The 22,579-nt window shown below is 59.8% G+C and carries 23 protein-coding genes; all 23 read left to right on the top strand.

The window, feature by feature from the left end; all coding sequences use genetic code 11:
• The first annotated feature begins 128 nt into the window (after window positions 1–128).
• Complete coding sequence (locus ACZ9EJ_RS15570; protein ID WP_046628219.1) at window positions 129–1,394, top strand: flagellin N-terminal helical domain-containing protein; 1,266 nt, start codon at window positions 129–131, stop codon at window positions 1,392–1,394.
• Between the two features lie 250 nt (window positions 1,395–1,644).
• Window positions 1,645–2,913, top strand: coding sequence for a flagellin N-terminal helical domain-containing protein (locus tag ACZ9EJ_RS15565; protein WP_046628221.1), 1,269 nt, complete (start codon window positions 1,645–1,647; stop codon window positions 2,911–2,913).
• Between the two features lie 328 nt (window positions 2,914–3,241).
• Window positions 3,242–4,531, top strand: a complete 1,290-nt coding sequence (locus ACZ9EJ_RS15560; RefSeq protein ID WP_046628562.1) for a flagellin N-terminal helical domain-containing protein — start codon at window positions 3,242–3,244, stop codon at window positions 4,529–4,531.
• A gap of 268 nt (window positions 4,532–4,799) precedes the next feature.
• Window positions 4,800–5,441 carry a hypothetical protein gene (locus tag ACZ9EJ_RS15555; protein ID WP_046640916.1) on the top strand — a complete coding sequence of 214 codons (642 nt, stop codon included), beginning with the start codon at window positions 4,800–4,802 and terminating at the stop codon, window positions 5,439–5,441.
• The gene (locus ACZ9EJ_RS15550) at window positions 5,438–6,760 is read left to right on the top strand and encodes a MotB family protein (protein WP_046640917.1); all 1,323 of its coding nucleotides are present in this window, start codon (window positions 5,438–5,440) and stop codon (window positions 6,758–6,760) included. Before ACZ9EJ_RS15555 ends, ACZ9EJ_RS15550 begins: the two co-directional genes overlap by 4 nt.
• A 2-nt stretch (window positions 6,761–6,762) precedes the next feature.
• Window positions 6,763–8,034, top strand: a complete 1,272-nt coding sequence (gene motC, locus ACZ9EJ_RS15545) for a chemotaxis protein MotC (protein ID WP_251089463.1) — start codon at window positions 6,763–6,765, stop codon at window positions 8,032–8,034.
• Entirely contained in the window at window positions 8,031–9,485 is a 1,455-nt protein-coding gene (gene fliK, locus ACZ9EJ_RS15540; RefSeq protein ID WP_052764624.1) for a flagellar hook-length control protein FliK, read from the top strand. Before motC ends, fliK begins: the two co-directional genes overlap by 4 nt.
• 151 nt (window positions 9,486–9,636) lie before the next feature.
• Complete coding sequence (locus tag ACZ9EJ_RS15535; RefSeq protein ID WP_046628229.1) at window positions 9,637–10,134, top strand: transglycosylase SLT domain-containing protein; 498 nt, start codon at window positions 9,637–9,639, stop codon at window positions 10,132–10,134.
• Window positions 10,135–10,414: 280 nt separating this feature from the next.
• Entirely contained in the window at window positions 10,415–11,086 is a 672-nt protein-coding gene (rem, locus tag ACZ9EJ_RS15530; RefSeq protein WP_037085198.1) for a transcriptional activator Rem, read from the top strand.
• A gap of 106 nt (window positions 11,087–11,192) precedes the next feature.
• Window positions 11,193–12,485, top strand: coding sequence for a flagellar hook protein FlgE (locus ACZ9EJ_RS15525; RefSeq protein ID WP_046640918.1), 1,293 nt, complete (start codon window positions 11,193–11,195; stop codon window positions 12,483–12,485).
• A 45-nt stretch (window positions 12,486–12,530) separates the two neighbouring features.
• The gene (flgK, locus tag ACZ9EJ_RS15520) at window positions 12,531–14,000 is read left to right on the top strand and encodes a flagellar hook-associated protein FlgK (RefSeq protein ID WP_046628234.1); all 1,470 of its coding nucleotides are present in this window, start codon (window positions 12,531–12,533) and stop codon (window positions 13,998–14,000) included.
• Between the two features lie 2 nt (window positions 14,001–14,002).
• Complete coding sequence (locus ACZ9EJ_RS15515) at window positions 14,003–15,106, top strand: flagellar hook-associated family protein (RefSeq protein ID WP_037085207.1); 1,104 nt, start codon at window positions 14,003–14,005, stop codon at window positions 15,104–15,106.
• A gap of 35 nt (window positions 15,107–15,141) precedes the next feature.
• Window positions 15,142–15,489: a flagellar biosynthesis regulator FlaF gene (flaF, locus tag ACZ9EJ_RS15510; RefSeq protein ID WP_037085209.1), complete on the top strand. Its 348-nt coding sequence runs from the start codon at window positions 15,142–15,144 to the stop codon at window positions 15,487–15,489.
• Window positions 15,486–15,935: a flagellar biosynthesis repressor FlbT gene (gene flbT, locus ACZ9EJ_RS15505; RefSeq protein ID WP_046628237.1), complete on the top strand. Its 450-nt coding sequence runs from the start codon at window positions 15,486–15,488 to the stop codon at window positions 15,933–15,935. Before flaF ends, flbT begins: the two co-directional genes overlap by 4 nt.
• Window positions 15,926–16,369, top strand: coding sequence for a flagellar hook assembly protein FlgD (gene flgD, locus ACZ9EJ_RS15500; protein ID WP_046603259.1), 444 nt, complete (start codon window positions 15,926–15,928; stop codon window positions 16,367–16,369). Before flbT ends, flgD begins: the two co-directional genes overlap by 10 nt.
• Before the next feature lie 53 nt (window positions 16,370–16,422).
• Window positions 16,423–16,689, top strand: coding sequence for a flagellar biosynthesis protein FliQ (gene fliQ / locus ACZ9EJ_RS15495; protein WP_037085216.1), 267 nt, complete (start codon window positions 16,423–16,425; stop codon window positions 16,687–16,689).
• Window positions 16,690–16,810: 121 nt separating this feature from the next.
• The gene (gene flhA / locus ACZ9EJ_RS15490) at window positions 16,811–18,898 is read left to right on the top strand and encodes a flagellar biosynthesis protein FlhA (protein WP_037085218.1); all 2,088 of its coding nucleotides are present in this window, start codon (window positions 16,811–16,813) and stop codon (window positions 18,896–18,898) included.
• A 28-nt stretch (window positions 18,899–18,926) separates the two neighbouring features.
• Complete coding sequence (gene fliR / locus ACZ9EJ_RS15485; RefSeq protein ID WP_046628241.1) at window positions 18,927–19,679, top strand: flagellar biosynthetic protein FliR; 753 nt, start codon at window positions 18,927–18,929, stop codon at window positions 19,677–19,679.
• A gap of 9 nt (window positions 19,680–19,688) precedes the next feature.
• On the top strand, window positions 19,689–20,090 hold the full coding sequence (locus ACZ9EJ_RS15480; RefSeq protein ID WP_046628243.1) for a hypothetical protein: 402 nt from the start codon (window positions 19,689–19,691) through the stop codon (window positions 20,088–20,090).
• Window positions 20,091–20,248: 158 nt separating this feature from the next.
• Window positions 20,249–20,800, top strand: coding sequence for a rod-binding protein (locus tag ACZ9EJ_RS15475; RefSeq protein ID WP_046628566.1), 552 nt, complete (start codon window positions 20,249–20,251; stop codon window positions 20,798–20,800).
• Window positions 20,801–20,825: 25 nt separating this feature from the next.
• Window positions 20,826–21,191: a hypothetical protein gene (locus tag ACZ9EJ_RS15470; RefSeq protein WP_037085524.1), complete on the top strand. Its 366-nt coding sequence runs from the start codon at window positions 20,826–20,828 to the stop codon at window positions 21,189–21,191.
• The gene (locus ACZ9EJ_RS15465) at window positions 21,191–21,739 is read left to right on the top strand and encodes a hypothetical protein (protein ID WP_046640919.1); all 549 of its coding nucleotides are present in this window, start codon (window positions 21,191–21,193) and stop codon (window positions 21,737–21,739) included. The genes ACZ9EJ_RS15470 and ACZ9EJ_RS15465 overlap by 1 nt, the downstream gene beginning before the upstream one ends.
• Before the next feature lie 178 nt (window positions 21,740–21,917).
• A complete protein-coding gene (locus tag ACZ9EJ_RS15460; RefSeq protein ID WP_052764625.1) occupies window positions 21,918–22,562 on the top strand; it encodes a hypothetical protein in 645 nt (214 codons plus the stop codon).
• The last annotated feature ends 17 nt before the right edge of the window (window positions 22,563–22,579 follow it).

Here is a 22,579-nt window from a genome sequence, read left to right as displayed (position 1 = left end):
ACCTAACAGCATCGAAACAGTGAGTTAACCAAGAAAATTAAATGGTTAACAAGCATGATGCTGCCCGCTGTTCCCGGTGAAATCCGGAATGTCCCTTTTCGTAATCAGCCACTCAAGGGGCACCTAAAATGACAAGCATTCTTACCAACATTGCAGCTATGTCTGCTCTGCAGACGCTGCGCGGCATCGCGACCGACATGGAATCCACGCAGAGCCGCGTTTCTTCCGGTCTGCGCGTCGGGACTGCTTCCGACAACGCTGCCTACTGGTCGATCGCGACCACCATGCGTTCCGACAACGGCGCTCTTTCCGCAGTTCAGGACGCCCTCGGCCTCGGCGCCGCCAAGGTCGACACTGCCTATTCCGCCATGGAATCGGCGATCGACGTCGTCACCGAAATCAAGAACAAGCTGGTTGCCGCTTCCGAACCGGGCGTCGACAAGTCCAAGGTCCAGGAAGAAATCACCCAGCTGCAGAGCCAGCTGAAGAGCATCGCTTCCTCCGCTTCGTTCTCCGGCGAAAACTGGCTCCAGGCCGAAATCGGCGGCTCGCAGAGCGCGACCACCGGCATCATCTACGCCGCCAGCGAACTCACCAAGCAGCTCGTCGGTTCGTTCATTCGTGATGCCGACGGCAATGTCACGGTCAAGTCCATCAATGTCGTTCTCGACGAAACCAACGTCCTGTTCGACTTGAGCGGCGGCCGCGGCGGTCTGCTCGATGCCAACGCCCTCAACGGTTTCCGCGCCATCAAGTACGACGACGGCACGACGAACCAGAAGGAATACTTCGGCAAGATCAACACGTCGGCCTATTATGCGACCAACTCCGTCTGGAAGGACATCGGCGGCGGCGTGTTCATGCGCGGCGACACCAACGGCGTCTACTCTTCGGGCTCCAACGGCACCTACATGATCAAGGTCGGCGGCGCTTACATCGACGCGGTCTACACGACCAAGGGTTACGACTTCTCGGCCGGCGCGACGGCGACGGGCGGCATCAAGTACGCTTCGGACATCTCGGTTTCCGACCTCGACATCACCAGGCTCGAAGATTACCGCGACTCCAGCGGTGTCAGCTACCTCGGCCTCGGTACCAAAGCCACCGATGAGGATCTCATGGCGGCACTGACCTCGTTCGTCGACGGTCAGCTGGAAGCGATGAACAGCGGGGCGGCCAAGCTCGGCGCCGTTGCGAAGCGGCTCGAGATGCAGTCGGACTTCGTCTCCAAGCTCACCGACTCGATCGACAAGGGTGTCGGCCGACTGGTGGATGCGGACATGAACGAAGAGTCGACCAGGCTCAAGGCACTGCAGACCCAGCAGCAGCTGGCGATCCAGTCGCTCTCGATTGCCAACTCCGACTCGCAGAACATCCTGTCGCTCTTCCGTTAACAAGACGCGTCATTCGGCACAAAGAAGCCGCGCCCTTCCGGGGCGCGGCTTTTTTTATGTCCCGATAGTTTTTGTTAACTTTCCTAAATTCCATTTAACCTTTGTTAACCATTTCCACCTTAACTGAGCTCATCGAAACGATGGGTTAACCAAGACGAAGAAACGGTTAACAGGCATCAGGCCAAGCCAACGTTCACCGGTGTAATCCCGGAAATGTCCCTTCCATCTAGCCAATCAAGGGGCAAATCAGATGACCAGCATTCTTACCAATATCGCAGCCATGGCTGCTCTCCAGACTCTCCGCAACATCGACAGCCAGATGCAGACCACCCAGGACCGGGTTTCCTCCGGCCTGCGCGTCGGCACCGCTTCCGACAACGCCGCCTACTGGTCGATCGCGACCACCATGCGTTCCGACAACGGCGCGCTCTCCGCGGTCCAGGACGCCCTCGGTCTCGGCGCCGCCAAGGTTGATACCGCCTATTCCGCAATGGAAAGCGTTGTCGACGTCGTAAAGGAAATCAAGAACAAGCTCGTTACCGCCTCGGAAGCCGGCGTCGACAAGGCGAAGATCCAGGCAGAAATCTCCCAGCTGCAGGATCAGTTGAAGAGCATCACGTCTTCCGCTTCGTTCTCCGGTGAAAACTGGCTGCAGGCCGAAGTCGGCGGTGCCTCCAACCCCACCACGGGCGTGATCTACGCGGCCAGCCCGGTCGTCAAGCAGGTTGTAAGCTCGTTCATCCGCGATCCCGATGGCAACGTCGCCGTCAAGTCGGTGGATGTCATTCTGAACGAAACGAACGTCCTGTTCGACTTGAGCGGCGGTCACGGCGGTCTGCTCGACGGCAATTCCTACAATGGCTTCCGTGCGATCAACTATGATGATGGCACGACAAACCACAAGGATTACTTCGGCAAGATCAACACTGCCGCATTTTATGCTACGGACGCAATCTGGAAGGATGTCGGCGGCGGCGTCTACATGAAGGGCGACACCAACGGCATCTATACGTCGGGCACCGGCGGCACCTATCTCATCAAGGTCGGCGGCGCCTACATCGACGCTGTCTACACCACCAAGGGATACGATTTCTCGGCCGGTGCAACGGCAACCGCAGGCATCAAGTACGCCGCCAACATCTCCATCTCCGAACTGGACATCACCAAGCTCGATGACTATCGCAATTCGAACGGTGTCAGCTATCTCGGGATGGGGACCAAGGCCAACGACGCCGATCTCATGGCCGCTCTCAACTCGTTCGTCGATGGTCAGCTCGAAAAGCTCATCAGCGCAACGGCGAAACTCGGGTCGATCAACAAGCGCATCGACATGCAGGAAGCTTTCGTCTCCAAGCTGACCGACTCCATCGATAGCGGCATCGGCCGACTGGTGGATGCGGACATGAACGAAGAGTCGACCAGGCTCAAGGCCCTGCAGACCCAGCAGCAGCTCGCGATCCAGTCGCTCTCGATCGCCAATACCAGTTCCGAGAATATTCTGTCGCTCTTCCGTCAGTAAGCGGCGCTCTAGGCTAGGAGCGGTTTCGTCCTGCTCTGCTGGCGTGATAGCAAATATTCCGGAAAGAAGACCGCGTCTCGAAAGAGGCGCGGTTTTTCGCGTTTGGCGCGTGGCTTGCGCGAAACCTGCACGGTTGTCGGATAGGCCGTTAAGACTTCATTAACTTCTTGCCAATCCTCGACCGGGTTTGATAACTGTCGATTTAACGATTTGTTAAGAACGACAGACCGCCCGCATCTGTGATGCTGAGTGGCGGTACGCATGATGCCTCTCGTCGTTTCCGGTGAAGTACTCCGGATTTCCAGACCATTTGACCGAGGCACGGCCGATGACCAGCATCCTGACCAATCCCGCCGCTATGGCTGCCCTGCAGACGTTGCGCTCGATCGACCGCAACATGGAAATCACCCAGGCGCGGGTTTCCTCGGGCATGCGGGTTCAGACGGCCGCGGACAATGCCGCCTACTGGTCGATCGCAACCACGATGCGCTCCGACAATCATGCGCTCTCAACCATCCAGGACGCGCTTGGCCTCGGCGCCGCCAAGGTGGACACCGCCTACACGGCGATGGAAAGTGCGATCGACACGGTCGTCGAAATCAAATCCAAGATCGTTGCGGCTTACGGCGTCGGCTCCAATCGCGGCAAGATCCAGGAAGAAATCGCCCAGCTCCAGGAACAGCTGAAGAGCATCTCGGACTCGGCGACCTTCTCCGGCGAGAACTGGCTTCAGGACTATATCAGCGACGGCGGCACCAACGCTCAGGAAAAGCCGGTCGTCAAACAGGTGGTTGCGTCGTTCACCCGCACGGCCTCCGGTGAGGTCGCGGTCAAGACCGTCGACTATACGCTTGATTCCAAGACGGTCCTTTTCGACCTCAACGGCGGCAATCTCGGCATCCTGGACTCGTCCGTGAAGTTCGTTGCCGAGAGCGAAGTCGCCGTGGACATGACCACTTCCAACGGCACGATGGGTTCAACGAACGCGTCCTACGCCGTCTCGGTTCTCGCCGAAAGCCAATTGATGGCGCTGGGACCGGATACGAATACAGTCGACACGAGCATCTACGCAGTCGGCGGCAATTTCTATCTGAAGGTCGGGGAGGGCAAGTGGGCGCAGGTGACGACGACCGATCCGGCTACGGCACCGGCGGTAACGACCCCTGCCCACGACGACGGCACGACCAAATATTATTTCGTTGTGACCGCTGCTAACAATCTCAACAACCGAAAACTTGGCATATCGGTCACCACTGTCGACATCAACAAGCTGAACGACCTCGCCTTAAAGATGAACACGATGGTCCCAGGCTCGGCGCCGAACACTGACGCGGTGCTTGATATGATGGAGCGTTTCCTCGACAAACAGCTTCTGGCGATGACGAGTGCCGCTTCGAGCCTTGGCTCGATCCAGAAGCGCATCGATCTGCAGGAAAGCTTCGTCGCCTCTCTGACCGACGTGATCGACAAGGGTGTCGGCCGACTGGTCGATGCGGACATGAACGAAGAATCGACACGGTTGAAGGCGTTGCAGACCCAGCAGCAGCTCGGCATCCAGTCGCTCCAGATCGCCAACACCAACGCCGAAAACATCCTGCAGTTGTTCCGGCAGGGTTAAGACCGCGCGGCGCTGGTCACCCGGCCGCCGCCTGACGCCCGGTCGAACCTGTCCGCAACGTCCCATGTAATGCGGTATCTTCATCCTCGCGCAAGTTTAACTTCCTACCGTTCCGTTAAAGTCCGGCGAAGTGTCTTGTGTCGCCGGGGGCAAACGAATGGCAACCTTGTCGGGATGATACGATGATCGCAGCGGTGACGATTTGCGCTTTCGGGAGGCTCATGACGAGCCTCGAACGAAAGGCGACGGCAGGACAGGGGGGCGCCCGATGAGTGCTTCGCTCGCCCGCTACCTGAAGGATTTCAGCGAGCCGCAGGCCCCGCCGATGCCCTTGCTGGCCGATGGTTTCGGCGATGGCTTCGAAGACGATCCCGCGTTTCCCGCTGTCGTCGAGGAGCCTGTGGATATCGAAGCCGAACGCGCCGAAGCTTATGCGAAAGGCCACGACACCGCGTCCGAGGAGCTTCAACAGCGTTTTGATGAAGAGCGGCAAGCGCTTCTGACCGCGCATGCGGAAGAGATTGCGGCGCTGCGCGAAAAATATGAAACCGAAGCGGCTGCAATGATCGCGACCGGACTTCAGGACATTGCCGGATTGACGGCGCAGGCGGTCAGCGATCAGACGGCAAGAATCCTGTCGCCTCTCCTGGACGAGGCGCTCGTCGCCAAGGCGATAGCCGACATGGCGGATATCATCCGCAGCGCGATACTCGAGGGCGACGTCGGGACCTTGACCGTCCGCGGCCCGCTGCATCTGTTCGAAAAACTGAAAACTGCGCTTGGAGAGCCCACCCCACTCCTGCGCCACATCGAAGCGCCTGACCTCGATATTGCGGTCGACATCGGCGAGAGCGCCCTTGTGACCCGGATGTCGGCATGGCTGGCGAGTCTGAAGAAGGTATTGGGATGAGCGAAGGCGAAAACCATCACCACGGCAAGAACGAGGTCGTCATCGTCAAGCGACATGGCGGCGGACACGACGATGGCGCCCATGGCGGCGCCTGGAAGATCGCCTATGCCGACTTCATGACCGCGATGATGGCGTTCTTCCTCGTCATGTGGCTGGTCAACGCCGCCAACGAGGAGACGAAAGCCTCGATGGCGAGTTATTTCAACCCGATCAAGCTTTCCGACGAGACCCCGGCCTCGAAGGGATTGGAAAAGCCGGTCGATGCGGCCGAGGGCCAGGAAAACGGCGAGAAATCGAAGGTCAAGGCGGAGGGCAACGTTCAGGGTTCTGCTGCTGCGACCGGGGAGGACATGACCTCGACGTCGGGTGACGAGCCCAACTATTCCGAGGCGGACTTCTTCGAAAACCCCTATTCCGTTCTTGCCGAGATCGCTCAACAGGTGGGCCAGCAGGCGAATGTCAGCGCCAAGGGCGAGGGCGGTGCCAGCGATTCTGGCCCCGCGACCGGTGCCGACGGCGGCCAGGCTTATCGCGACCCCTTCGATCCGGATTTCTGGACCAAGCAGATGCAGATGTCGCGCGCCGAAGGGCCCGAGCAGGCTGTGAAGACCACGGCGAGTGACGATCCGCTCGCCCAGATGGGCCAGGCGCCGCAATACCAGCAGGCGCCGAAATCCACTGAAGCCGACACGCAGCTGCAGCAGACCCAAATGGCTGTCGCCATTCCCATTCCGCGTCCCGACCCCACGCAGATGGATAAGCCGCAGACGGCCTCGGGTGCGCAGGCGGCAAAGCCCGCCAACCTCAACGGACAAAAGCCGGAAGACGGGGCAAAAGCGGAAGAACAGGCGGAACTGAAGGCTGCGGAAGAGTTGAAGAAGGAAATCCAGCAGCAGATTTCCGGTATCGCCGGCAAGCTTGCGGAAGGTCTGGTCGTGACGCCTGCGGAAGGCGGTCTGCTGGTGTCGATCTCCGATCAGGCGGATGATCCGATGTTCAACATCGGTTCGGCCGTGCCGCGCCGCGAAATGGTACTGGCGATGGAAAAGATCGGCCAGATCCTCAAGGATCGAAAGGGCAGCATCGTTCTGCGAGGGCATACGGACGGCCGTCAGTTCAAGGGTACCGAGAACGACAACTGGCGCCTTTCCATGTCCCGTGCTCACAGCGCCTATTACATGCTGGTGCATGGCGGTTTGGCGGAAGATCGCGTCAAGCAGGTTTCCGGCTTCGCCGACAGGCGCCTCCAGGTACCGGCCGATCCGCTCGCAGCTGGAAACCGGCGTATCGAAATCCTGCTCGAGGCGGACGAGGGATAGTGATGGCTGTGGGCATAAAGTCCTTGATTGCGGCCGGCCTCTTTTTCGGGGTCGCATTCGCCCCTGCGGCATCGGCTCAGGATCGTACGGACCTTGCGCCCTATGCGATGCTTCGCTCCCTGCAATTCGTGCAGGATTCCGTCGTGCTCGGCGATCATTCTGCCGCGGAAATGCAGCGCTTCATGCTGGGGACGATCGACCAGCGCCTGCGGACGGCGCCCCCGTCTATCTTCGAAGATCCGCGCAATGTCGATGCGGCGCTGATTTACGCCATGAGCGGCGGCAATCCCGCCACGCTCGAATATCTCGCCTCGCGCGACGTCGCGGGCAATTTCGATAACCGCGTTGCCGACGGGCTGAGAAAATACCTCGGCGGCCGCGGAACTTTGATCGAAAAAAGCCTCAGCGAGATGGCCAAGGAATATCGGGACGAGAAGATCGGTCCCTACCTTTCGCTCGTCAGCGGAAACGTGATGGTCGCCAAGGATCCGAAGGGCGCCCTGGTTTTTTACGACTGGGCGCGCTTGACGGCGCCCGGCACGATCATCGAGGAAGCCGCGCTGCGTCGATCGGTGGCAATCACCGTCGATGCCAATATGGTGGCGCCGGCGCTCTCCTATTCGCGCAAATATGCGCGGCGTTTCATCCATTCGCCCTACGCCAGCCAGTTCGCGGATTTCTTCGTGCAACTGGCCGTCGGTCATTTCGGTGAGATCACGGAGGACGATATCGACGGAGCGCTGGAATTCATGGACGCCGACCGGCGCCGTGAGATTTTCCTGCGCATCGCGCGTTCGGCTGCGATCGCCGGCAAGAACGATCTCGCGCGTCTCGCTTCGGCGAAGGCCGAGGCGCTTGCCAAAACTCCGACGCCAGAGGCGCTTGCGAAGCTTTATGGCGGGTTTGCCAATATCCCGACGAAGGATATCGGGCAGGCCATCCAGGCGATAGCCGACGTTCCCGAGGAAACGCTTTCGCCACGCGACCGTGCCTTGCGGCAGGCGGCAAAAGTGGTGGCGGAGCAAGTCGTTAGCCGGCCTACGACCGACAGCCTCGCACAAGATAAAGCTATCAAAGTGACCAATACAGAAGACGCGAAATCTCCAGTCGCGTTGCCCAGGAATGAGATCGCTGGGCCTGCCTCCGCCACGGAAAGTCCGATGGCCGGCACCGCTGCCAAATTCGATCCGGCCTTCCAGACATTCGTCGATAGCGGTCGTTCGAAATTGAGTGCTATCGACGAAATGCTGAAGGAGGGGAACGCTTCCAAATGATTACTGACATTCTTGGTGGTGGTAAGACTGGCGCAGCCGACGCGGCTTCGTCTACGAAGCAGGGTGTTGCCGGTCGCAAAGGTGCCGACGGCTCATCTGGCGGCTTCTCCGACGCTCTTTCCGGTTTTGACCGCGAGGCGTCTTCGAATGCCGGCGACGTGCCGGACGAGGACGCCCGCGCGTCTTCTGCGGAAGAACGCATGGCTGGCGACGTGAAGCAGGGCAAGCCAAAGCCGATCATCGACATCAAGCCGCAATCCCTTCGCCGCCCGGCCGAGGAGGCGGAAGACTCCGCCGCCCTGAAGCAGGCGCCGGTGAACGACGCCAAAGAAAAGCAGATGACTCCCGCCGAAAGGAAGCTTCGCGAAGCCCTGGAGGCCGCAAAAGCCATTGCGCGGAAATCGGACGAAGTTCAGGGCAAGCGCCCCGGCAAATCCGAAAAGGACGCGCAGGCCGAGACGGAGGGCGGCGAAGATCTCGACGTCTCCATGCTGGTCGCGGACGATGCCAAGATCACCGACATGCTGTCGCTTTTGACGAGCGGTGAGGCAGCCGGCGCCATCAACGCGATGGTCTCGAAGAATGCCTCCGGGCAGCAGAATAAGCGAGCCAAGGGTCAGGATGACGACGGGCGCGAAGTCGATGCCCTCGGCCTGAAGGATGCCAAGCACGCAGGTGCCGGCGGCGCCGAAGGGGACCCGCTTTCGACGCCGGTGGATGCAGACCGGGGCGCTCCCGGCACGCGTGTCTTCCGTTTCAGCAATGCGCGTAACGATCAGCATGTCGATATGGCCGTCGGTGGTCGGGGCGAGCGCAGCACGGCGGAATTCAGATCGTCGTCGGGCGGTGCCGCCGAAAACATCACCGTGCTCGACGCGCGCCGCTTCCTCGGGCTCGCACCGAATTCGAACGGCGCAAATCTCACCGCGATGCTGTCGGGAGATGCCGATTGGGCGGGCGCCATGAGCCCGAGTTCGGCGCTTTCCAATGCCGCGGCGCAGAGCAGCACCGGCACGGTCGTGAATACGCTGAAGCTGCAGTTGAACCCACACGATCTCGGCGCGGTGACGGCCACGCTGCGGCTTCACGGCGAGGAACTCAATGTTCATCTGACCGTCGAGACCCGAGCGGCCTATCGCCAGCTCAGCGAAGACAGCGGCGGCATTCTGGATGCGTTGCGTGCTCAGGGCTTCGCCGTCGACCAGGTGACCATCAGCATCGCGCCGACGGCCGATTCCGACGGTACCAGCAGTCAGCAGGGGCAGCCCGGCCAGACCGGTCAGCAGGCCATGGCCGAGGGCGGGCGTCAGGGCCAGGCTGCCCGTGGCCAACAGCAGAATGGGGAGCGTCAGGCCGCAGATCAGGGAACGAGGAACGCAAATGACGCGGCATCGGACAATGTGGCTGGTACCGCTCCTGGTGGCGCTCGTCCTGGTCAGCTCTACCTCTGACGTCGACGCCGGATCGCTCTTCAGTTCCGGAGGTTGGGGAGGTCAGCAGGGCGCGGCAGCGCCCGCCACGCCTCCCAGCAAGGCTCCCGCGACACCGCGCACGCCCGTCAGAGCTCCCGCCCACAGCGCGGCGCCGAGCACGGGTGCGTCCTTGAGTTCAGGCGTCTGCGAGCGGGAAATACAGGCTGCTGCGGCGAAATACGGCGTACCGGAAGGCATCCTCTATTCGGTCGGTCTCACCGAGACCGGCCGCAAGGGAAGCCTCAGTGCCTATGCCATGAATGTCGAGGGCAAGGCTTATTTCCCTCCCTCGCAGCAGGCGGCGATGACGACCTTTTACGACGCCAAACGGCAGGGCAGGAAGCTCATCGATATCGGCTGCATGCAGATCAATCACCATTTCCACGGTGAAAATTTCTCCTCGCCGGAGGAGATGTTCGAGCCGAAACGCAATGTGGAATACGCGGCAAAGTTCCTCCGGAACCTGCACGACAAACACGAGACCTGGACGATGGCGGTGGCACGATACCACGCGGGACCGAACAACAATCCTGCCCAGAAGCAATATGTCTGCCGGGTGATCAGCAATCTCGTCGCCACAGGCTACGGGGAGTGGACTTCCAACGCTTCCCGGTTCTGTGCCAACTAGGCAATCACCGGTTGAATCGCCGAAATAAAGAATCGCAAAATTGCACCGATTTGCGTTTATGGCGAAAATGGCCATGCAAGCCTTCTTTTACGAGACGTTAATTTTTCCACCGAAAGTTTGTGTCCGAAAATGGTGCACCCACTACATCTAGTGCAAATCGCGGTGCAGTTCTTAATCAACTATTAATTTGTTTGGTTAACTTCACACAGCTTGTCTCGGATTCCGCCGATTCGTACCCATAGACATATTGAAGCACCACAAGTGATTCGGAGGCGGACGAATGATCGTAGTGGTTGATGAGCGTGAGCTCGTGAAAGACGGTTACACATCTCTTTTTGGACGTGAAGGAATTCCTTCCCAGGGGTTCGACCCAAAAGAATTTGGCGAATGGGTGAGTACGGCGGCTGACTCGGATATTGCCGCGGTCGAAGCCTTCCTGATCGGCCAGGGCGAGCGTACGCTCGAACTGCCGCGGGCCATCCGGGACCGGTCCATGGCACCGGTGATCGCAGTCAGCGATCAGCCATCCCTGGAGGCGACCCTCGCCTTCTTCGACAGCGGCGTGGACGACGTGGTGCGCAAGCCCATTCATCCCCGCGAGATCCTAGCGCGTGCCGCTGCGATCCGTCGCCGGCTGAAGGCGATCTCGAATTTCACCGACATCGGTTCGATTCGGGTGTTCTCCGACGGTCGCGATCCGGAAATCGACGGCGACGTCTTCGCGTTGCCGCGCCGCGAGCGCCGCATCCTCGAATACCTGGTCTCCAATCGCGGTCGTCGCGTTTCCAAGACCCAGATCTTCAACGCCATCTACGGCATCTTCGACGAAGAAGTCGAAGAGAACGTCGTCGAAAGCCACATCAGCAAGCTGCGCAAGAAGCTGCGCAAGAAGCTCGGCTTCGATCCCGTCGATTCCAAGCGTTTCCTTGGTTATTGCATCGACTGGAACTGATTTTTTAACAGGGCCTTGCCGCAAATTTTCGGCGGGGAACGTAAGCAGACAGCTTCACGCAAGGCCCACCACCTACTCTCTCCATCAGACAAAACGGAGATTTCCTATGAGTATTTTCGGCACGATGAAAACGGCCGTCTCGGGCATGAACGCTCAGGCAAACCGTCTCGGCACCGTTGGCGATAACATCGCGAATTCGAGCACCGTCGGTTACAAGCGTTCTTCCACGGCGTTCTCCACGCTGGTCCTGCCCTCGACTCAGGGTTCGTATTCTTCCGGTGGTGTCGAAACCAACGTCCGCTACAGCATCGCGGAACAGGGCGGCATCCAGTACACCACGTCGTCGACGGACCTTGCCATCCAGGGCGAAGGCTTCTTCATCGTCAGTGACCCGAACGGCACGCCTTACCTGACCCGTGCCGGTGCCTTCGTGAAAGACGCGACGGGCTTCCTCAAGAACACCGCCGGCTTCAACCTGATGGGTTATCCCTACGGCACCAACCCGCCGGCCGCCGTCGTCAACGGCTTCAACGGTCTCGAGGAAATCAACATCAACGACTTCGGCATGGTGTCCTCGCCGTCGACCAAAGGCAGCTTCCCGGCCAACCTGGACAAGGGGGCGGCCGTGGTTCCTGGCCCAAACCGTCCGGGTCTTAACGCGGCAACTGCTGTCGTCACCAACAAGAGCTCGTTGACCGCTTACGACCACGCCGGTGCCAAGGTGCTCTATGATTTCTATTATACCAAGGCAACTGCCAGCCCCGATACCTGGGAAGTCTCGGTCTATCGCCAGGATCAGGCTACCAATGGTGGTTTTCCTTACACCGCGACAGCGCCTAAGATTCTTGTGCAGCAGACGGTAACGCTTGCTTTTGACCCGAACACCAATAAGTTGACGACGGCTTCACCGAAGGCGATCACCTTCACCGACCCGAACGACGGCGCTACCCCCGCACAGGCGATCACCATCGACCTCTCGGATATGACGCAGTTCGCAGCGGCCTTCACGCCGGGCAAGGGCATCATCGACGGCAACGCGCCGAGCCCGATTACCGACGTCGAAATCGGCGGCGACGGCCTGGTTACGGCAGTCTACCAGGACGGCGGTCGCCGTCCGATCTACCAGGTGGCGCTGGCAACGGTCCCAAGCATCGACAAGCTGCTTCCGCAGAACGGCAACGTCTACCTGCCGACCAACGACTCGGGCGTCGTCACCATCGGCTTCCCGCAGGCCGGCGCCTTCGGCCAGATCTACTCCGGCGCGCTGGAAAGTTCCAACGTCGATATCGCCAGCGAACTGACGGAAATGATCGAATCGCAGCGTGTCTACACCGCGAACTCCAAGGTCTTCCAGACCGGCTCCGACCTGATGGACGTCCTGATCAATCTGAAGAGATAATCGGACCGACGATCGAGAGAATAAGTCTCAAGAGGTTAGTAAAAAATGTCGCTCGCATCAGCATTGTCTACGGCACAGTCGATCTTCACCAACTCCGGTACGCAGTCGGCTGTATCGGCGAAGAACATCGCTAATGCACAGAACCCCGATTACACCCGCCGATCCGCAATGGTCGTGACCGGCGGCAACGGGGCCATTATCGGCGACATTACACGATCCTTCAGCGAGCCGCTGCTGCGCCAGACGATCGCAAGCTCGTCGATCGCCAGCGGCCAGCGGACGGTGCTGGACGGCCTCACCGAGATCAAGAACCTGATGGGGGGGAACGACAACGAGCTCTCCCCCGCCAAGCTGATTGCCGCCTTCCGCAACAATCTCGATGCTTTCGCCGGAAAGGCAAACGATACCGGCATCGGCATCGCCTTCATCTCAAGCGCCCGGGACGTTGCGGCCGGCCTGAACATCGCATCCGACAAGCTTCAGCAGATCCGCAAGGATGCGGACGATCAGATCAAGCAGAACGTCACCGATCTGAATGCGCTGCTTGCAAAGTTCGAGACGGTCAACAACCAGGTCAAGAACGCGGTCTCCACTGGCGCGGATCCGAACGACGCTCTTGATGAGCGCGACGGCCTCGTCAAGAAGATCTCCGAAATCGTCGGGGTCACGTCCTATACCCGCGGCGGCAACGACATGGTGCTCTACACCACGGACGGCACGACGCTGTTCGAGGCGGTACCGCGCAAGGTGACCTTCCAGCATACCGCAGCCTTCGACGCATCGACGACCGGCAACGGCGTCTATATCGACGGCGTGGCGCTCAAGGCCGGGGATTCGGGCAACACGACCGCCAAGGGCTCGCTCCAGGCGCATATGCAGATCCGCGACAAGATCGCGCCGACCTTCCAGAGCCAGCTCGACGAAATCGCCCGAGGCCTGATCACCTCGTTTGCGGAAACCGGACCGACCGGCGCACTGGCTCCGATGACCGGCCTCTTTACATACAAGGACGCCGCCGGCGTGCAGCAGACGGCCATTCCGGCCGCCGGCACGATCGTTCCGGGCCTCGCCTCCAAGATCTTCGTCAATCCGGTGGTGGTCCCTCCGGCAGGCACGCCCGACAAGGTGCGCGACGGTGGCATCAACGGCATTGCCTACGTCGTCAACACGGGCGGTAGCAGCTACGGGGACCTCCTCGACAAGTACAACCAAAACCTGACCGGCCCGATGGCTTTCGATACGGACACGGAAATCGCCGATGCGCCGGACGTCCTCTCTTTTGCCGCGGACTCCATGGGCTGGCTCGAGCAGCTCCGTAGCACGGCGACTGCCGCAGACGAGACGAAGACGGCCATGCTGTCGCGCAGTCTTGAAGCGTTTTCCAGCAACACCGGTGTCAGCCTCGACGAAGAACTGTCGCTGCTTCTCGACATCGAGCAGTCCTACAAGGCCGGCGCCAAGCTCATGTCGACGGTCGACGATATGATGAAAGCCCTTTTGGATATTGCGAGCTGATCATGAAGACCTCTTTCATTTCGACATTATCGATCCAGACCACGATGCGAAATTCCATCTCGAACGTTCAACGCGAGATGGTGAAGGCGAACCAGGAGGCGGTGAGCCAGAAGCACGCCGATCTCGGCGTCACGCTTGGCGCGAATACCTCCCGCGCTATCGATCTTTCCCGCGACATCACCCGCACCGACTCGCTGCTGACCACGGCCGCGCTCGCGACGCAGCGTCTCGAAACAGCCGAGCTCGCGCTCAAGAGCATGAACGAGCAGGGTCTGAAGATTCAGAGCGCGATCCTGACGCTTGGAAGCTCGGCCGACGAGACGAGCCTGGCGACGGCGCGCATGGCCATGTCCGACGCGCTGGACGCGTTCACCAACTTCGCCAACACTGCCGTTCAGGGCGAATATATCTTCTCCGGCATCAATTCCGACGTGAAGCCGCTCGATGATTATTTCGCGCCGGGATCGCCGGCCAAGGCCGCGGTCGCCGCCGAACTGACTCAATACCTTTCGGACAATGCCATTCCGAGCAAGGAGCAGATGACGCAGGCCCAGATGAACGGCTTCCTGGATAAACTGGAAAGCAAGTTCAACGGTTCCTCGCCGCTGACGAACCCGCCGCATCCCGTGGGGGTCGTAGGCCAGGACTTCTGGAAGACCTTTTTCTCGGATGCCAGCGACGAGAACATGAAGAGCCGCATCAGCCCGACGGAAGTGGTCGAAAGCTCGACCAATGCCAATAGCCAGGGCATGCGGAACTTCGCTTTCGCGTCGATCATCTCGATGGAATACCTGCAGACCGGGATGGACAAGGATGCCCGTGCAGCCGTGGCCACGCGTACCACCAGCGTCATCAACAAGGCGATGAACAGCGAGGGCAGCATCAACCAGCAGCGGACGTCGGTCGGTATCTATACCGAACGCGTCTCCAAGGCTGAGGAAAGGTTGCGGGCGCAGAAAGACATTCTGACGACCAGCCTCGGAAGCATGGAAAACGTCGATCCGGCGGAGGCGGCAACCCGTCTCAACACCATGAAGACGCTTCTCGAAACTGCATATACAGTAACGGCAAAGATACAGCAGCTGAGCCTGGCCAACTTCCTTTGATGAATAAAGGAAGGCTCGTGACGAAGGATACATGAATGTACCAATTTTCATATGCCGAGATCATGGAGGACGGCGTTGCCAACGCCAAGGATCGCGAACGGCAGGCCCTGGATCGTTCTATCGATCTTCTGATCGCGGCTCGCGACGAGAAGAACTATACGCGCACCACGGTTGAGGCTTTGTTCTACACCCGGCGTGTCTGGATCCGCTTTGTCGAGGATCTGAAGCATCCGGACAACGAATTGGCCAATGAACTTCGTGCGGATCTGATCTCGATCGCAATCTGGATACTGAAGGAATGCGAAAAGATCAGAAACCGCGAATCGACCAATTTCCAGGGCATTATCGATGTGACCACCATCATCAGGGATGGACTTAAATGAAAAGTACGCTTCGCATCTCTTTGAAATCCGGCGAGCGGATATTTATCAACGGCGCGGTTCTGCGCGTTGATCGCAAGGTCGCGCTGGAATTTCTCAATGACGTCACGTTCCTTCTGGAGAACCATGTTCTTCAGCCGGAAGATGCGACGACGCCGCTTCGGCAGCTCTACTTTATCGCCCAGATGATGCTCATCAACCCGGAAGGCAAGGAACAGTCGACGACATTGTTCCGCAAGTCGGTGGCAATGCTGCTGACCTGCTTTACCGACGATGAGATGCTGGCTGAACTCAAGCGCATCGACGGCATGGTTGCATCCGGCCGGGCCTTCGACGCTCTGAAGGCAATCCGTGCGCTCTACCCCATCGAAGACCGTATCCTCAACAATCGGGAACTCGCGCCGGCAACTGTCGAGCGGATTCGCAAGGAGATCGCACCATGGCGGTAGACCCGATCAACACCAACAACCCTTATGCCTCCGGCAATGGTAAGGCAGCGTCGTCCGACGCGTCTGCCGCGGGCTTGAACTACGACAATTTCCTGCAGCTCCTCATCGCCCAGATGAAGTATCAGGATCCGACCGATCCGATGGATGCGAGCGAGCAGATTGCCCAGCTCGCCACCTTCTCGCAGGTCGAGCAGTCCGTGAAGATGAACTCGAACCTGCAGTCGCTCATCCAGGCGAACTCGTTCTCGCAGGCAGCCGATATGATCGGCAAGTATATCACCAGCGCCGACGACAAGACCACCGGCATCATCAAACAGGTGGAAATCTATTCCGACGGTCTGGTGGCGATCACCGATAAGGGTGATAAGGTTCTCATCCAGCCGGGAATCGTTCTTTCGGATCAGGCGCCAACGAAACCCCCTGCGGCGACTTGAGATCAGACGACGCGGCATGATGCCGAAACATTGAAGCAGACGGAGCCGGCGCAATGAATGAAGCCGATGCCCTTGATATCATGCAGGCGGCGATCTGGACGATCCTGATCGCCTCCGGTCCCGCGGTCCTTGTGGCGATGGTCGTGGGCGTCCTGATCGCTTTTCTCCAGGCTCTGACGCAGATCCAGGAGATGACGCTGACTTTCGTGCCGAAAATCGTCGCCATCATGATCACGATTGGCATTACCGCGCCGTTTATCGGCGGCCAGATCAATCTTTTTGCCAATCTGGTATTTTCGCGGGTGCAATCGGGGTTCTGACCCGGTTGCTGCCCGCCGATCTTTTTCATCTACCCACCTTCGCGCAAGCTTCGCCCTTTAGGCAGGACATGAACTGGCAGGAGTACTTCCTGCCGCCATCTCATGAAGAGACGGGAAAGTCATGGCGCAACCACCTTCACTATCCATTCCGAAAGTAGCCCCGAACGGTCGCGATCTCGGATTTGCGGGCGGCATCGTCGCCATTCTCTGCATCCTCTTCCTGCCGATCCCGCCGTTCCTGATCGACCTTGGCCTTGCCTTCTCGATCGCGTTCTCGGTGCTGATCCTGATGGTGGCGCTGTGGATCCAGCGGCCGCTGGACTTCTCGTCCTTCCCGACCATCCTGCTCATCGCCACCATGGTGCGATTGTCGCTCAACATCGCGACGACGCGCGTGATCCTGTCGCATGGCCACGAGGGCCATGGCGCGGCCGGTAACGTGATCCAGGGCTTCTCGGGCCTCGTCATGTCTGGCGACTTCGTGATCGGCGTGATCGTCTTCATGATCCTCGTGACCGTGAACTTCATCGTCATCACCAAGGGTGCCACCCGTATCGCGGAAGTCGGCGCCCGCTTCACTCTCGACGCCATCCCCGGCAAGCAGATGTCGATCGACGCGGACCTCTCGGCCGGCATCATCGACGAGAAGGAAGCGCAGCGCCGCCGCTCCGAGCTGGAAGAGGAAAGCTCTTTCTTCGGGGCCATGGACGGTGCGTCGAAATTCGTTCGCGGCGATGCGATCGCCGGCCTCATCATCACCGCCATCAACATCTTCGGCGGCATCATCATCGGCTATTTCCGCCATGACATGCAGATCGGCGAAGCCGCCGACGTGTTCGTCAAGCTGTCGGTCGGTGACGGTATCGTCACGCAGATCCCGGCCCTCATCGTTTCGCTCGCCGCCGGCCTTCTGGTCACCCGCGGCGGCACGGCCGGCTCCACCGACAAGGCCGTCGTCGATCAGCTGAGCGGCTATCCGCGCGCCCTTTCGATGTCGGCCGGCCTGATGGCGCTGCTGGCGATCATCCCCGGACTGCCTTTCCTGCCCTTCATGGCACTCGGCGGCCTGATGGGCTTCGGCGCCTGGCTTGTTCCGCGCCGTATCGAGGCTGAGAACAAGGCTCGTCGCGAAGACGAGGAACAGAAGGTCGTCCAGACCAAGGAGATGGAGAAGGACTCCGTCAAGTCGGTTCTCAAGACGTCCGAAATCGAACTCGCTCTCGGCAAGCAGGTCTCCACCCGTCTGCTTGGCGCCCACCAGGAACTGGCTTTCCGCGTCGGCAAGATGCGCAAGAAGTTCGCGACGCAATACGGCTTCGTGGTGCCGGAAATCAAGGTTACCGACGATATCTCGATCCAGGAGAAATCCTATCAGATCCGTATCCATGGCACGACGATCGCATCGAACGCCCTGCGGGTTGGCGACGTCCTCGTGGTCACCGGATCCGGCCGCAAGCCGAGCATCCCGGGCGACGAGATCCGCGAACCCGCTTTCGGCATGCCGGCGGTGTCGATCCTCGAAACCTTCGCCGAAGACTTGAAGCGTGAAGGCTTCCACCCGATCGACAACGTCTCGGTCGTGCTGACCCACTTGTCGGAAGTCATCCGCAACAACCTGCCGCAGCTTCTCTCCTACAAGGACGTGAAGATCCTGATCGAGCGTCTCGATCCCGAATACAAGAAGCTCGCAGACGAGATCTGCTCGTCGCACATGTCCTATTCCGGCCTGCAGGCGGTGCTGAAGCTTCTGCTCGCCGAGCGCGTTTCGATCCGCAACCTGCATCTCATCCTGGAAGCGGTCGCCGAGCTTGCTCCGCATGTGCGCAAGACGGAGCAGATCGTCGAGCACGTGCGTGTTCGCATGTCGCAGCAGCTCTGCGGCGACCTCGCCGACAACGGCGTGCTGCGCGTCCTCCGTCTCGGCAACAAATGGGACATGCTGTTCCACCAAGCGCTCAAGCGCGACGGCAAGGGCGAAGTGGTCGAATTCGACATCGACCCTCGCACGCTTGAAGAATTCAGCGAGCAGGCGACGAAGGTCATCCGCGAATTCATGGATCGCGGCCTGCCCTTCGTGCTCGTCACCTCGCCGGAAACGCGTTCCTACGTCCGCATGATCATCGAGCGGCTGTTCGCGACCCTCCCCGTTCTTTCCCATGTGGAACTCGCCAAGGGCCTCGAAATCAAGATACTGGGCGCCATTTCGTGATAGACTGTCCGCAAAGGACGATTCTCGCATGATTACAGACCCGCAGGGGACCATTCTCGCTCTTTTCCTTGCGTTCTGCCGCATGGGTACGTGCGTGATGGTTCTCCCGGGGTTGGGAAGCGGCCGCGTGCCGGTTCAGGTGCGATTGTTCGTGGCGGTCGCCCTGTCCATGGCCATACTGCCGGTTCTCTGGGACCAGATCTATCCAAGAGCCTCCGACCCGACTGCCACCTATCTTGGCCTGATCTTCACCGAGGCCCTGATCGGCGCGGTTTATGGACTGATAGCCCGGCTCTATACGCTCGGGATGCAATTTGCCGGCACGATCCTGACCATGTCGATCGGTTTCACGGCGCCGGGCGGCCATGACATTTTCGAAGACTCGCAGGAAAACCAGCTGACCATTCTGCTGACGCTGAGCGGCCTGCTGCTCCTGTTCATGATGGATTTCCACCACATCGTGTTCCGCGCGCTGGTCGATTCCTACGCGGCGACCCCGGTCGGCGCGCTGATCGATTCGCAGAAGATACTGATCACGCTGACGGATACGCTGCGCGCGTCGACCATCATCATGTTGCGGCTGGCAAGTCCGTTCCTGATCTTCGGCCTGATGTTCAACGTGGCGATCGGCCTCATCAACAAGATGGCGCCGCAGATCCCGATCTTCTTCATCTCGACGCCTTTCCTGCTGATGGGAGGGCTTTTCCTTCTCTATCTGTCGATCGCCGCCTTTATCCGCCAGTACGCGGATGGTTTCGCGCCGATCTTCAGGTCCTTCTAGGAGATCGCCATGGCAGGCCCAGTCAAGCGGTCGGACAAGCTCAAGCGCCTCGTGGCGGTCCAGCGGCATCTCGAGACGATGGCCGAACACGAGCTTGCTGCGACGACCCGGTACCGTGCCGAGGTCAATCAGTCGATGGAAGACGTCATCGATGCGATCGGCTCGATGAACCCGGTACACCGGCAGTTCTCTCAGCATTATTCGGAGCGCTTCGGCCGCCTCACCACCAAGGAGCGCCAGCTTGCCGGCGTTCAGCAGATCCAGGAAATGAAGGTGCTCAAGGAGCGGACCAAGGCCGACCGCCTGGAAGAGAACATGAAGGACGCCCGTGATCACGAAGACCGCGAAGTGGCCGACGATGCGATCTACGAGCTGATCGATATCACGCTCGCCCTCGAGCAAGTCAAATAGACTGGCCAGCCTCCAGCAAGCTTCGACCTTCATAGTCTCGTCATTGCACTGATTGCCGGTTCGATCGAGGTCGGGCGGGATCATGTGCCATTTCAAATCGTTGCTGCGCTTTTGCACCCTCAGGGATGCGGCTCGCGGCAGTCATGAAGGGAGCTGACGTGGCGATTTCACCTCCGAGCGATCTGGTCATGGACGTCGTCCGCGCTGCGGACCCGACAGCCGTTCAGGAAGCGCAGGCCAAGCTGAAGGCGAACAAGGCGGCCTTTGCCGCGACCAGCCTTGCCGAAGTCGGCAAGGGTTTTGGTGCGGCGATGAAATTCATCGACGCGCCCGGCACGGCGTCGGGTCTCGGCAATCCGGAGGCACCGAAGAAGGTCGCCGAAATGCCGGAGGAATACCGCAAGTTCGAAGCGTCGGTTCTTTCGACATTCGTGAATTCCATGCTCCCGAAGGAGACAGAGGAAGTTTACGGCAAGGGCTCCGCCGGTGAGTTCTGGAAGGGCATGATGGCCGAGAAGATCGCCGACGAAATGTCGCAAAAGGGCGGTGTCGGCATCGCCGAGCAGATGTATTCGCAGGCGCTCGCCCGTGCGGAGCGTCAGGCCTCGGTCAATCCGACCACCGACGAGACTGATCGCAGCCGCGCAATCAGCATGATCACCGATTTCGAGCGACAGGTTCTCGGCGTCGGAAAGAAGAGTGAGGCCTGACATGCATCAGACTGGGGCAGAGAACATGGAAGTTGTTTCGAATGATTATCGCATCAAGACCGTGCTTGGCCGGTTGGAGATGATAATCGACAACGAAAATCAACGGATCGGCCGCGATCCGGAGTTCGACCTGAAAGTGTCGAACGCGCACAAGAGCCGCTGCCTCTACGAATTGACCATGCTGTTCCGTGGCACCGATCCGAAGCAGCTCGCCACCGGCCATATCGATCAGATGCACGGGCTGAAGAGCAAGCTGGCGCTCAATGCCCGCCGGGTTGAGGCGCATCTTCACGCTGTGCGCGCCGTCGCCGATCTCTTGAAGAACGCTGCCCGCGATGCGGACGACGACGGCACCTACACCCAAGAACAGTTCACCTACGGCGAGGCCTGATGGTCAAGCTCCTTCTCACTGGTCTATGGGTCTGCATCGTCACGCTTGGGGCGGTGTATTTCTCCGTGCAGATGTCCGCGGCACCTGCGCCGGTCGACGAAGAGGCCAGGCGGAAGGAGCTTCTCGAATTGGTGCGCGGGGAATCGATCACCATTCCGATGATAGCGGACGGTGCCATCACCGGTTATTTCTTGAGCCGTGTCTCCTTCATGATGGACAAGGAAAAGATCAAGAATACCAAGCTGCCGATCACCGAACTGACGACGGACCAGCTTTTCACGCTGCTGATCGGCAACCAGATGGTCGATCTCAGCAAGCCCGGCGCGTTCAACCTCGAAAAATTCCGCACCAGCATCAAGGACAACTTCAACAAGAAGCTCGGCGATGGACTGGTGGCGGAGGTGCTTGTCGAACAGCTCGACTACCTCTCCAAGGAAGACATTCGAAACAACGCCTCGCGCGGCAACAAGAACCCGAACCCGGGCAAGAAGATTGTCGAGGGCGTGAAGATCGAGGATCCGAAAGCCTCGCCCACGGCCGGCCACTGACGACCGCTACAGCGATAACACAACGAATGTAGGCCGGCCTTGATGGTCGGCCTTTTTGTTGCGAGGGCCTCGGAAATGCGGGCATTGTTCGCATTTTACCGATCGATTTAAAGGCGATTTCAGAGCGCGCTGCTAGAGCTTGGGGACGAATTGGTCTTGCCCCATGGGGAGCGCATCGATGAACGCATCCGGAGACTTCCTGGCAGCCGCATCACAGCGGACCCTGTTCGGCCTGCGCGTCTGCGATCTCGGATGGAGCGCAACGCTCGGCCTCGTGGAAAGCCTGATCACGCTCCGCGGCAACCGTACGACACTCGGCTTTCTGGACGCGCGCACGGCTTTCCGTCAGATGATCGATCCCGCCTACCGCAGTCAGTTGGGCCGCAGGATGCTTCTGCCGGGCGGCGGCCGCGCCTTCAGCATCCTCGCAAAAGCGCGGCATGGAAAACCGACACCGGTGCGGTTTTCGGCAGCGATGTTCGTCCCGGCCCTGTTGAGCTTCCTGGAAAAGGGTCATCGCATCGGCATAGCCGGCGAGGATGCCGCGCGGGTCGAAGCCCTCCGTGAGCATTTCGCCCGCCATGCGCCCTGGCATGATGTAGTGGTTGTCGCGCTCGACCAGGATATGCCGCAGCGTTTCGACCTTGTCCTCGTCGATGCCGCCGGCCTTGGGCAGGAACGGCGGATCGAGCGCCGGCTCGCTTCTGTCCGCACCGGATTGGTGGTCATGACCGGGGCGGGGTTGTCCACCTTCATCGAGGGCAAACCGGCGCCCGCGGCGCCTCAGGCGACAGTCCCGTCCCGGCAACCGTCTTTCGCCTGACAAGTTAACCCTTTCTT

Source organism: Neorhizobium sp. USDA 3394 (assembly GCF_056280385.1).
Note: the sequence above shows the minus strand (reverse complement) of the source record. Positions and strands in the feature narration are given on the sequence as shown.